7 protein-coding genes are annotated in these 13,570 nt (G+C 40.6%); 3 read left to right on the top strand and 4 right to left on the bottom strand.

Annotated elements, in window-relative coordinates; all coding sequences use genetic code 11:
- Nucleotides 1–152: 152 nt before the first annotated feature.
- The 4 genes from ACTB0Y_RS03345 to ACTB0Y_RS03330 all read right to left on the bottom strand — a co-directional run bounded on the left by ACTB0Y_RS03345 (nt 153) and on the right by ACTB0Y_RS03330 (nt 10,940).
- Complete coding sequence (locus tag ACTB0Y_RS03345; protein ID WP_463205378.1) at nt 153–5,987, bottom strand: alpha-2-macroglobulin family protein; 5,835 nt, start codon at nt 5,985–5,987, stop codon at nt 153–155.
- 166 nt (nt 5,988–6,153) lie between these two features.
- The gene (gene htpG, locus ACTB0Y_RS03340; protein ID WP_463205377.1) at nt 6,154–8,205 is read right to left on the bottom strand and encodes a molecular chaperone HtpG; all 2,052 of its coding nucleotides are present in this window, start codon (nt 8,203–8,205) and stop codon (nt 6,154–6,156) included.
- 135 nt (nt 8,206–8,340) lie between these two features.
- Nucleotides 8,341–9,201, bottom strand: a complete 861-nt coding sequence (locus ACTB0Y_RS03335; RefSeq protein WP_057954666.1) for a sigma-70 family RNA polymerase sigma factor — start codon at nt 9,199–9,201, stop codon at nt 8,341–8,343.
- A 236-nt stretch (nt 9,202–9,437) separates the two neighbouring features.
- Nucleotides 9,438–10,940, bottom strand: a complete 1,503-nt coding sequence (locus ACTB0Y_RS03330; protein WP_463205376.1) for a trypsin-like peptidase domain-containing protein — start codon at nt 10,938–10,940, stop codon at nt 9,438–9,440.
- Nucleotides 10,941–11,081: 141 nt separating this feature from the next.
- On the opposite strand from ACTB0Y_RS03330, the gene dapF reads away from it, so the two are divergent.
- The 3 genes from dapF (at nt 11,082) to ACTB0Y_RS03315 (ending at nt 13,570) form a co-directional block, all read left to right on the top strand.
- Nucleotides 11,082–11,864, top strand: a complete 783-nt coding sequence (gene dapF / locus ACTB0Y_RS03325) for a diaminopimelate epimerase (RefSeq protein WP_463205375.1) — start codon at nt 11,082–11,084, stop codon at nt 11,862–11,864.
- A 201-nt stretch (nt 11,865–12,065) separates the two neighbouring features.
- Nucleotides 12,066–13,163: a SiaB family protein kinase gene (locus ACTB0Y_RS03320; protein WP_463205374.1), complete on the top strand. Its 1,098-nt coding sequence runs from the start codon at nt 12,066–12,068 to the stop codon at nt 13,161–13,163.
- Entirely contained in the window at nt 13,163–13,570 is a 408-nt protein-coding gene (locus ACTB0Y_RS03315; RefSeq protein ID WP_463205373.1) for a DUF1987 domain-containing protein, read from the top strand. The genes ACTB0Y_RS03320 and ACTB0Y_RS03315 overlap by 1 nt, the downstream gene beginning before the upstream one ends.

The raw sequence follows: 13,570 nt of genomic DNA, 5'->3' as shown, positions 1-13,570 counted from the left end.
CGTTATAGTGGTTATTGGCAATACTGGGAAGAGGAATATACGGCAAAGGTTTTCTCAATCACGGCAGGAATTTGCCTGTAATACAAATAACCCCGGCGATCTGTACACAGGTGGCCGGGGTTATTTGTATTTTATAAAGCAATAGCAGTTTTTTACTCCACTATTACACGATAACCTCCCGTATGAGCACCGAATTCAGGCGCGTAAGCCGATTGTATTTCTACCGGGCCGGCGCTGAATTTTCCGGTACGTACTACAAATACATCGTAACTGAGCACATAGGTGCCATTATTTAGCCGGTATATAAAGAAACGACGCCCATTGTCGTGGCTTTCGCCGTAATAACTCAAACCGCCATCCCACCTGTAACCACTCATCTGATCGAATGGCTCCATGCAGGCTGCATGGGGTGAATTGATCCATACGTAATCGAGCTCCCGGTTACTGCTAACCGTAAGTTTAATGCGTAACCGATCGCCAGGCTTCAGCTTTGTTTCAGAAGTAATTGCCTGGAGTTTACTTCCTTTTGCTGTTTCCTGAATCCTGTAAATTTTCCGGTTCACAGACATTTCGTCTTGCGAAGGTTCAATATTGGCAAATTCTTCGGTAAAGCTATGGTAAACAGCGCCCCAAACGGGAACCTCTCCGGGATTAGCCACATAAACCTCTTTCATAAATGGCGTGGGTTTACCCAGTGATTTTTTGAAATACCCTGAACCTGCTTCGGCAGCCATTTCATCGGTTTTAATAATTTGGCGGCCCACTTTAATTTTGACCGGTTTAGCACGGTTGAGCCAATTTTTACCGGTATTCAGCAAGGCATCAATGGCCATTAATGAGGCATCCTGGTTGCGCCATGCCTGTCCCTGTTTTTGCCGAATGAGCCAGAGTTTCATGGCTTCAATTTCATCCTGAGGCTGTTTCATCAGCTGAAAATAGCGGATAATAAGTGCCTGTGTTGATACAGGTGCTTCATCCCACTGCCAGCCTAAGCGGTTTTCGCGCCAAAAAATACCTTGTTCCCTGTCCACGGCTGCACGTTCGCGCAAACGGTCGACAACAAGGTTGGCATAATCATCATGGCCAAAATTGGCAGCCACATAGCCCGAAAGCACAAACTGTTGCAAGGCCATATTTTTGTATTTTTTTGCATGACGCATATAGAATTCCTCAGCTTCAGAAGAGGGTTTGTATTGAGCGTTCACAGCATTTTGTACCAAAAAGTACCGCATTAGAGCCGATGATGTTACATAATCGGTTGTATCTACATTGTATTCCAGCATCTGCTGATATTTTACCCCAACTTCTTTTTTAAGGTAGCGCAACGCTTTTGTCACAATATTTTTCACCTCGGTATGCTCAACTGTTTTCATCTGCAAGGTTTTCGACAGATAATAAACGGTTTGCAAGGTAAAATAATACGATGCCTGCATTCCGGGGCGCCAACTGAATGCACCGCTTTCAAGTTGCTGCGATTCCAGGCCCGAGATAGCCATTTGCATTTCTTGCGATACAAAATTCGGATTCAGCATTTCCAACAGCACGCCACGCTGTAACTCTTCTTCGGCTGCAACCTCCTCCCACGGTGTTTCTGACAGTAACAAATTTCGCAACTCCTCATTTTTATGCAACGATGACTTCAGCGCATCCGGTTGAGCTTTTTCCCACACTTTAAGTACGCGCTGAATTGTTGCATATTCTTGCAGCAGTTGATTTGTGCCGGAGGTAATATAAAAATTCCGTGCTTGCTGTATCGCTGATTCCGATTGCGACCTGTATACGGCCGGCAGTGCCTTAATGGCCATCCAAACAGGATTGGTTGTCATTTCAATGGTCAATTCGTGCTGCGCTGCAGTTGGGCTGTTTAGTTTATCAATGGATGCCAGTTCGTATGTTTTCGTTTGTTCAGGTTTGTTCCATATCACCATGCTGTTAATGATGCGTTGTCTTGCAGGATATACCGGAATACTGTGTAATTCGCCATCAGTATATGGCCCGCTTGTACCGCTAATCTCATAATTTAGTGCGCTGATATTGGCAGGCACTGTAAATTTCACCGCAAAACTTTCACTCTCACCAGCGACTAAATCAAACTCGCTCACAGGCAATGCTGCTTCAATTTCATTACCGGTAACGGGGTTTAATATTTTTGCATCGGGACTTACCGTTAAAAGGCTGTCGGTCATATTGTAAGCCATGGCTTCCAGTACAACTTCATCACCATTATGCACAAACCTCAATTTATTGGGAATCACCATCAATGGCTTTTGGGTGACAACCTCATGTTTGGCATATCCGGCTGCTAAATCGTCATCAATTGCCAAAACCTGTAACTTCCAACTGGTCATGCTTTGTGGAGCCTCGAACTCCAGAAGTACCTGGCCATCATCATCACTATTAAGCTTTGGATAGAAAAAAGCAGTTTCGTTAAAATTAGTGCGCAATGCGGCTGCATCCTGTTTTTTATCTTGTTTTTTTTCAATATCATCTTCAGATAAACCATTTTTCATATCATATTGCATCTCGCCTCCTTCAGCTTCTGCAGGTGGTGGAGGTGGCTCCTCCATTGCCGATTCATTATCAACAACTTCCAACATCATGGTTTGCTTGGAGCGCACGCTGTATGCCGGTTCAAATGGATTTTCGATATACCATTGCGGTTTGTTTTGTGGTTTGTGCGCATAAGGTGCATGCAAATAAAGCCCACTGTTATCAAAAGTGCGTGATTCCCAGTTCAGGTTGTAAAAGCTATGTAACTGGAATGGCAATTCCCAGCTATGCGCTACAAACTGATCGAGCGACATATCGTACATTGAAGCCAGCACTCCGGCGCCCTTTAGAGGTTTATCATTTTTACGTACTTGCAGCCTCCACACTTCGCTTACGCCGGGCACAATTTTGTCTCTGATTGATGTAAAATGCACATCTAAAAGGCGGCTTACGGCTTTAACCTGTATGGTTTCATTTTGTGTAAATTTACGGCCCTGTGCAATCAGTATTGCAGAGAGGTATATCTGGCCTTCGCTTCTTTGCTGCACATCAAACTCAATAGACGCTTTTTTACCATCAACTTCTGTTTGCCGGTTAAAAAGTTCGCCTTGCTGATCGCTTGCAATTAAACGTATTTGCGCATCGTTAAAACGACTCGAAAATGTTATCTGAACCGATTCTCCGGGTTTTACCTTTGTATGATCAGCGAGCATAATAAAAGGTTCGGCAATTTCTATTCTTTTTCTGTCAGGATCGATTACTTTAAGGTAATTGTTCGAATATATGGTATCTGCCAGGTACCAGGTAAATTTATAAAAACCTTCGTCCAAAGCCAGGGCTTCGGGAAATTTCAAATTTTGGCCCTGGGCTTCGATTTGAGTAATTTTTTTATCTACAGTCATCGAAGGTAAATCAAGGGCATTGTTCCAGGCCATGCCCGGATAAGCTTCCTTCCACTGCTTCTTATCGGCAACAATTTCACCGGCTGGCGCAAAGGGCATATGATAAAATTGATCTTTGGGTACAGCAAGTTTGCTAATGCTAAGTTTGACCGGTTCATGTATTTGCTCGCCGTTGATACCCTCAATTGAGATCTGTGGAAGGTCATCGGCTCTGGCAACCGGGCCACTTTGAGCAAACCCGGTTGTTAAAGGTTTGGGCGATACCAAATGGGTATATTCAAAAACCCGTGACGAACCATCAGGCAGTGTCACTTTACTTTCAATCTTATAGCGCTGCAGATAATCAGCTTTAAGTGAATTAAAACTTATTTGGGCAATACCTTTGGTATTTGTAGTATCGTTAAAACTTGCCACCACCATTTCTGATTGTTGCGGGTACCAATATTTAAATATTCCGGAACTCAACTTAACAGTAGTTTCCACAGTGGCCTTATCAATAGGGGCCCCTGCGAATGATTTTACCTTTAAGTCAATGGCTACTTCTTCGCCGGGTACATTTAACTGGTCTTCCACCTGCCATGAAGCATCGAAAACAGGGCGTTTGTAGTACTGTACATCAAAAGATAAATTGCCCCGGGGAGCACTTAAGCGCATGGTGCCGGGCCGGGTGGTTTGTGGTATTTTAAACTGACCGTTGAAACTTCCATTTGGGCCCGAAGTATAACTTTGTTTGGCAATGGTTTTACGATTGGCATCTATAAGCTGTACTTCGATGTTTTGCTCCGGGTTTGGTTTCCAGTCGTCACCTGTCCTGCGCGTTGCAATGGCCTTGAAGTAAATAACCTGCCCGGGCCTGTAGATGCTTCTGTCTGCAAAAAACTGCACTTCTTGGCGGGTGCGTTCATTACGCTGGCGGAAAAAATTTTGATTGAAGCGAGTGAGCAATGTATCATCATCCTTTGAAAGCTGCAGAATATCGATTCGCTGCCTGTGTGGCAAATCGAGTATTCCCTGCTCCATTTCCAGGTGCTTTATAAGCTCAAAAGACCGCGACCGGGAACGGTAATTATATTTCATATCAAACAGATCTGCCTGGCAAGCTTTTAACTGTTTTCCACTGGTACGGTCAATGGCTATAACACGGGTATTATCTTTGAGTGGCCGGGTTACAGTTGCCATATTGGTACTGTTCACCAACAATTCATCCATCACGGTATGTGCGGAGGTTAGTTTCTTTTCAGTTTGAATATCGAGTAAATAAAAACCTTTGGGTAGAGCGGGTAATAAATCAATCACATCCTGATTGAAATAGCCGGGTTTTGAGGGTAATTCAATTTTATACTCCCACAACATTTCGCCTTTTGGCATTCCAACATCGCGGTTTGTGCGGTCAGCCATAGCTAAACTCTTTGAGCTGATGGGATATGCCCTTACTTTGATCCACTTTTGGTTTTTATATTGCACCCGCACCGGAAAGGGTTTTCCGGGCAATAAATGGTACTGTGCCTGCACCTGAACAAATGACCGGTGTATGTCTTCCAAAATTTTCTCACATTTTACCGCACCGTAACTCCCGGGATATTCATCTATGGCACCTTTACAAAGCTTAATGGCCTTATTTTGCCATTTTACTGCCTGTTTTTTTGCATTATTTGCTCTTGCCTGGGCAGCGTATGTATTGTATACTTTTGCTAAAGCAGCAGCGGCAATTGTTTGAGCTGGAGTGTTGTTTTCAAGCTGCCGGCTGAGGGCTGCAGTCCACAATTTTAATTTATCGTATTGTTTATCTTTTTCATAAAGGTATTGCAATCTTTTAATATCAAAATGTTGCTGAAGGGTAGCCTTGCGATTATCCTGATCTCCCAGCAGCATTGCAAAATAACGCGACATTTGCGCTAGTGGATGCAGTTCCTGATTTTCGAGGTTTGAAGACACGAACGCCGGAACCGGGGCATAAGCTTTTTTCAATTGATATTGATAATCACCTTCGAAATTCCTGATGCTATTTACGGCCGTAAGCAGGGCCAGGTCTTTTACCTTTTGCGGAAGGGCTCCATCAATTTTTGTGGCCATAGTTAAGCGCTCAAGTTCTTCTTTGGTTAACTCAGCATTGCCATTGTTAGCATTTATCTCATCTACCTCATTGTCAATCAATTTCCACACATCATGCTTTGACCATGCTTTGGGTTCCTCGTTTATTATGCCGTCGTCAGCATTATCGCGCAACCTGTAGCTGTGTTGATTATACCAATATTGGTAGCCGTGAATTTTATATGTTCGAAGAAGTGTTTCAGTGCGGCCAAAGGGTTGTTCAATATGCTCGTCGAGCTTGTTCAACACTTTATCGAAGCTATCGTAACTGAACCATTTGCTGGAGTTAAGCTCAATTGTAACGGCTTCGACATAAATAATATCTTTTTCTGCCTGACGGGCTTTGTTCTGAATTTTCAGGGCCAGTTCGGCAGCTGACTTATATTTACGTTCTTTTTGAAGTTTTTGGGCCTCTTTTATTAGATCTTCCAGATCTCCATCAGGGGAAATATTTACAAAGAAGGTAAAAAGCGGCAGCAGAAAAATTAAAAGTAGTATTTTCATATAAATGATATTTTATGAACCTTTGAATTAAAAACGATGCGGTGGCAAGTAAATTATTAGAAACGGCACAGCTAATATTTTGTTGAATGTACAAATTTTTAGCATTTGAGCATAAAAAAAACCTGCTTCTCTTATGAAAAGCAGGTTTTTAAACTTATAGTCCGTTTTATTCTTCGAGTAGCTCTACGCTACGCTTCACAAATTTGTTAAGGTCTTGTCCCTTCAACATATTGTTAGCAAGGAGGCCAAGATCAATCAATTGTTTTACCAATTTATCCTCACTGCCAAAACTTTTGAGTTTTTCCTCTTTTTGGGTTTTTAACTCATCAAGCTTTTGCTGAACTTCTGTGCGCTGTTTCTTTTCTTCTTCTGAGAGCTCTTCTTCCTTTTTATCGGCATATTTGGTAGATATCTCATCGAACTCCTTTTGTACGGGCTCAATTGCCTCATCGGTTTTCTTAAGGTCTTCACCCACTTCTTCATCAATGTTTGAAGCAAGGTTAACAATCAACGGATGGTTGCTGTTGAGTACAAGGTTATAACTATCGGGCAGGTTGCCGTACATATTCATACCACCCTGCATCTCTGACATATCTTTCATGCGGCGCATGAACTCTGACTGCGTAATCATAACTGGAAGTGTGTTTTCATCGAGGTTTTCGACTGACACGATGTAGCCTGCATCTTCGGGCAAACGACCGCGAAATACCGGAACAAGGTTGTTTTGCTGTTCATCTGAAAGTTTCGACTCTTTTGACACTTCTTTTTGGATGAGTTTATCGAGCACATCCGCATCTACGCGTTTGAAAGAAGTATCTTCAAGGTCAGTCTCCAGCTTATTCACAAAATGCACATCCAATTGTCCATCCATCTCAAGCACATCGTAGCCTTTAGATTTTGCCTCTTCGATAAAGGTGTACTGTTCTGTTTTATTTGTGGTATAAAGGTGAACCAGTTTTTTATCTTTATCAGTCTGCTGCTCTTTGATAAGCTCTTTGTACTCATCGAAGGTAAAGTATTTCCCATCGGTATTTTTAAGTAAGACGAATTTTTTGGCACGTTCTGCAAATTTTTCGTCTGTGAGCATACCATACTGGATGAAAATCTTCAGGTCGTCCCATTTCTCTTCAAACTGCTTGCGGTCTTCCTTAAAGATATCGTTCAAGCGGTCGGCTACTTTTTTGGTAATGTGCGAAGAAATTTTCTTCACGTTAGAATCACTTTGCAAATAGCTACGTGATACGTTCAGCGGGATATCCGGTGAATCGATAACTCCGTGCAACAGCGTCAAAAATTCGGGGACGATTCCTTCTACCGAATCAGTTACAAACACCTGGTTACAATAGAGCTGAATCTTATTTCTCTGTATTTCGATATTGTTCTTGATTTTAGGGAAATAAAGAATGCCCGTTAAATTGAATGGGTAATCCACATTCAGGTGAATATGAAACAGGGGATCTTCACCCATGGGGTAAAGTTCTTTATAAAAGTCTTTATAATCTTTGTCCTCCAGATCGGCTGGTTTTTGGGTCCATGTCGGTTCAGGGTTATTAATGATTTTATCCTTGTCGGTATCCACCATTTTGTCTTCTTTCCACTCCTGCTCTTTGCCAAATGCAATAGGAATGGGCAAAAACTTGGCATACTTATCCAGCAGCTCGTTTATTTTTGCATCCTCGGCATAATCTTTCGATTCCTCATCGAGGTGAATTACAATATCGGTTCCGCGCTCTTTTTTATCGTACGCTTCGAGCTGATATTCGGGTGAGCCTTCGCATGACCAGTGTACTGCTTTGGCATCGTCCTGATATGATTTTGTGAATATTTCGACTTTATCGGATACCATAAACAGCGAGTAGAAACCCAGTCCAAAGTGGCCGATAATAGACTGCACATCATCTTTATACTTATCGAGGAATTCGTTGGCGCTGGAGAAAGCAATTTGGTTGATGTATTTATCGACCTCTTCGCTTGTCATACCAATACCACGATCGCTGATGGTGATGGTTTTCTTTTCGGGATCATTGCTAATGCGAATGGTGGTATCACCCATTTCTCCTTCGTATTCTCCACGGCGGGCGAGTGCCTTAAGTTTTTGGGTAGCATCTACAGCATTCGATACGGCTTCGCGAAGAAAAATCTCATGATCGGAATACAGAAACTTTTTAATTATTGGAAAAATGTTTTCCGTAGTTACTCCAATATTTCCTTTTTGCATCTTTATTTATTTTTTTAGGTTATATTCTGTTTGAAGTTTTCCAACATGTATGCCACAAGGCTAAATGTGCCAATTCGTCACCAAACAAAAAAAGGCTGTCGATATTGACAGCCTTTAAATTTTATATTGATATTTTTATCCCAAATAAGCTTTCAGGAGTTTACTGCGTGAGGTGTGACGCAACCTTCTGATGGCTTTTTCTTTGATCTGGCGGACCCTTTCGCGGGTCAGCCCAAAACGCTCACCGATCTCTTCGAGGGTCATTTCCTGGCAACCAATACCAAAGAACAACTTAATAATGTCGCGTTCTCTTTCGGTAAGTGTGGCCAAAGCCCTTAAAATTTCTCTTCCGAGCGATTCATTCATCAGGCTGCCGTCAGCTTTTGGACTGTCCTGATTTTCGAGCACATCGAGCAAGCTATTGTCTTCACCTTCTACAAATGGTGCATCTACTGATACATGCCGGCCGGATACTTTTAGCGTATCGCTAACTTTTTCTTTGGGAAGTTCAAGTTTGTCGGCCAACTCTTCCGGCGAAGGTGTGCGCTCATTTTCCTGTTCGAATTTGGAAAATGCTTTATTAATTTTATTCAACGAACCTACCTGGTTTAATGGCAGTCTTACAATTCTGGACTGTTCAGCTAATGCTTGCAGTATAGACTGACGAATCCACCATACAGCATAAGAAATAAATTTAAACCCCCTGGTTTCATCAAATTTCTCAGCGGCTTTGATCAGCCCCAGGTTACCTTCGTTGATCAAGTCCGGCAAACTAAGCCCCTGATTTTGATACTGTTTCGCAACAGACACAACAAATCGCAAATTGGCTCTTGTAAGTTTTTCCAGTGCAGCCCTGTCCCCCTTTTTAATACGTTGGGCCAATTCCACCTCTTCTTCAACGGTAATAAGCTCCTCGCGGCCTATTTCCTGAAGATACTTATCCAGTGACGCACTTTCGCGATTTGTGATTGATTTAGTGATTTTTAACTGTCTCATATATACCTTCGATTTTACGGCTCAGATGATGATTGTAAGTTTATTTGTTACAAATAAATAAACATGAACCCCAAGGTGCTGAGATTCATGTTTTTATACTTTAGATTAAATAGCTATTATCATTCGCTTATAACTGTGTGCTCTTATACTACGCAGGATTATTTAAAATGTTTCAGGTAATTGAACTTTTTCCAGCCTTCTCAGTGCCATATAAAACCTTGAAAATGAATGTAAACTTATTTTCCAAATGCGTAATAAGCTTTCATTCCGTTGGGGTAAATTCCCTCAACCATAATTCCACCTTTCGACTGCTCAATTACCTGTCTGATATCATTTCCAGATACAATTTCCATACCATTCATTGTCAGAATGATAAATCCTTCATGAATACCTGCGCTTCTTAATTTTCCGGATTTTAGTTCTACAATTTTCATACCATGTGAAATATTCAGAAGCTTTTTTTCCTTTTTTGTAATCGGCTCAAACCGGGCACCCAAATTAACTAACGGATCTTCTCCTTTAATAATATCTGTGCTGCCCATTTTATTTTGGAGTACCACATCTCTTTCGATCTCACGATTATTGCGTAATAAGGTCACTTTTAGCTGATCGCCGGGACGGAATTTGCTCAATTGCTCCTGTAATTGCGCCACATTATCGATATTAACAGTGCCAATACGCACAATTACATCACCCGGTTTAATACCGGCTTTATCTGCCGCACCACCCTGATTTATATTATCGATATAAACACCGTTCAATGTTTCAATATCGTTTTCTGCGGCGAAACTTTCATTCAAATCATGAATCATGATACCCATAACGGCTCGCTGCACCTGGCCATACTCAATTAAATCCTCGACAACTTTCATGGCAATATTTACAGGCACGGCAAATGAATAGCCTGTATACGAACCTGTTTTTGAAGCAATGGCAGTGTTAATACCAATAAGCTCACCTTTACGGTTTACTAAAGCACCACCGCTATTTCCGGGGTTCACTGCAGCATCGGTTTGTATAAAAGCTTCAATGCCATAATTCTCCTTCATTAAATTAATGTTTCTTGCTTTGGCCGAAACTATTCCAGCTGTAACAGTAGAAGTAAGATTAAACGGGTTTCCTACGGCCAGCACCCACTCTCCTACCTGCACATCATCTGAGTTTGCGGGTTTAACATATGGCAAATTACCCTCATTAACTTTTAACAGCGCGATATCTGTTCCGGGATCAGTGCCAATGACCTCTGCATCAAACTCTCTTTTATCGTTCAAAATAACTTTTATTTTCTGTGCTTTATCAATCACATGGTTATTTGTTACAATATAGCCATCTTCAGAAATAATTACACCTGACCCACTGCCTAATACAGGCTGGCTACGCCGTTGGCTGCCCTGTCCAAAGAAATATTCCATAAATGGATTTCCATAATTGTATTCCTGCACATAAGCAGTTTTTACGTGTACCACAGCATCTACTGTTTTTTGTGCTGCGGTAACCATCTCATTTTCTAACATTGATACCGGCGAGTATTGTCCAACGGGGCGGGAATTTAGTCCCCTTGTTTGATTTGAATCAATGGTTTTATTTATAAAATTGCCCTGTTGCCCGGTTGTGGCATATTGGTTATTGCTTTGGACTGATTTAATTTCTTGGTCTGTAGTAATTGTATAGATTAGAAGTACAAGCACCCCACCAAGGATTCCTGCAACAAAATTTATGAACAACTTTCTTTTTTCCATAGTATTTAAAGTTTTTTCAGGTTTTCAATTAATTAAGTTCTTTGTTTTAAATTTTAAAAGGTACTGAATTTGTATAAATTTGTACGATTAAAGCACTTCAAAATTTATACAAACGGGCTGTTTTTAACCTAACTTTAACTTATGCTGCAAAAATTTCATAAATACCATGGAGCTGGAAATGACTTTGTAATGCTATATTATTCAGAAACTAATGGTATTCAGTTAACACAAGAAGCTATAGCGACAATTTGTCACAGGAGGTTTGGTGTAGGTGCTGATGGGTTAATAATTATTTCGCCTTCGGAAGAAGCAGATTTTAAAATGACTTATTACAATGCCGACGGAAAAGAAGGAACGATGTGCGGCAATGGCGGCAGATGTGCAGTTCAATTTGCACATGATCGCGGAATGATTGGAGACAAAACCACATTTAGTGCCATAGACGGACTACATGAGGGTATTATTACCGATAGGCAGGAAGTAAACTTAAAAATGCAACCCATAGAGGAGATTAAAGAAACACCCTTTGGGTTTTATACGGATAGTGGCTCACCTCATTTGGTTATTGAGGTTGAAAACCTCAAAGAACTCGACGTTAATTATGAAGGAAATAAGCTGCGACACAACTCATATTTTGCGCCGGAAGGTGTAAATGTGAATTTTTATGCGATTATAAATAATGTTATTCATTTAAGAACGTTCGAAAGAGGTGTAGAAGCAGAGACATGGGCATGTGGCACAGGCAGTATAGCAACAGCCGTAATTGCACATCACAAAAAACAAGTCATATCGAACCCGGTAAAGGTACAGGCCCAGGGAGGGCTTTTATCCATCGGTTTTGATTTTACCGGGCGTTATGAAAACTTATGGCTGGAAGGTCCGGCAGTAAAGGTTTTTGAAGGTTATGATTTCATCCGTTTATAATTTTGATTTTAATGGTCTCCCGAAAACCTTCGGGAGGAGCTCGCCATGATTGGTCAAATGTGCGCCACATACTGTTTGTAGGTCCATTATAATCATGCGAGTGTGTCAAAATTTTTGTCATGGCTCGGTTCATTAAGTAAAAAAATTTTCGATTACATTTTTAATTTAATATCTTTATTCCACCTATAAAGAAGCACATTTATGACCCTTGAACAGCAGACTACATTCAAAATATATGACATATTAGATACCGAAGGTCTAAGTTATTTTTACCGGGGTGATTTAACTCAAAGCATTACGGATGGTATACTGGCACTCACTGAAACCAATTTAAAAAAAGCCAACGAGCCTGTTAAGGTTAAGAAGCGGGTTTATACCATATTGGTAGAGGGATTGCAAAATATCACCAGGCATCAGGATGAATCAGGAAAATGGAAAAGTTTTTTTGGTGTGGAACAGAGTGGAGAGTTCTATTACATTACAATGGCCAATATCATTTTAAACGAAAACCAGGATAACCTGACTTCCCAGCTCGACAAAATCAACAGCCTCGAAAAAGATGAGCTAAAAGAATTTTATAAAAAAACCCTTATGGAGAATGAGCTTTCTGAAAAGGGTGGTGCTGGCCTGGGGTTAATTGAAATGGCTCGTAAATCAGGCAATAAACTTCAATATGCTTTTAAAAAACTCAGTGATAAATGGTCTTATTTTTACCTCAGAACCTACATAAAACATAACTTTGCTGCCGTGAATTCTGATGACACACATCTTAATTTTGGTAACATTTTCGATTTACACGAACAATTGGATAAGGAAAATGTGCTTATTATTTTTAATGGCATTTTTAACCAGGAAAGCCTTATTAACCTGCTATCAATAATTGAAAGCCAAATGGCTGGCCAGGCCGCCCTGAAGAAGAAAGTGTTTAACATAATGGTAGAATTGTTACAGAATATTGTTAAACATGGAAAGTCGCCTATTAAACAAGAAGGCAACCCCGGACTGTTTTATATTTCTTATTCTGAAAACGGCTATAAACTTCACACCGGAAATTATATTGAATCGAGTAGAATTGATTCACTTAAAGCGAGCATCGAAAATGTTAACAAATTGAACAATAAAGAACTTAATGAGTTTTATGACAAAAGACTGTTTAATTTTCAGATTGATAATAACAAAGAATCTGGGCTTGGGCTCATAGAATTACGTTTAAAAAGTAACAGTAAGCTAAAATATGCGTTCAAGGAAACAAGTGAAAAATATACCTTTTTCACAATCGAAGTAACAATAAAGGACTAATGGAACCACTTATACGCAAAGCAACAGATGACACTCCTAAAATTATACTGGATAAAGACAAAAATACTTTCAGTATTGCCGAGCGTTCGCTCCCTGAAAATGCTTTTGACTTTTACAAACCAGTATACGAATGGCTTGAACAATACATTACTCAGCCGGCAGAGCAAACCGAGCTGCACATTAAACTCGATTATTTTAATACTGCTTCAGCCAAACAATTGGGTAAAATTTTCAATTTACTGGAAACCATTAAATATTCATTAAAAGTTGTTTGGCACTATTATGCTGATGATGCTGATATGCTGGAAAGCGGAAAACGCTTCGCACGTCTTACAGGAATAGACTTTGAACTGAAAGAAGAAGAGCCTGAAGAAGACAGTGATGACTTTAAAATAATATACGAGTAG

It is taken from the genome of Salinivirga sp. (genome assembly GCF_055145285.1).
The sequence above is the reverse complement of the archived record's forward strand: the minus strand, read 5'-3'. Positions and strand labels throughout refer to the sequence as shown.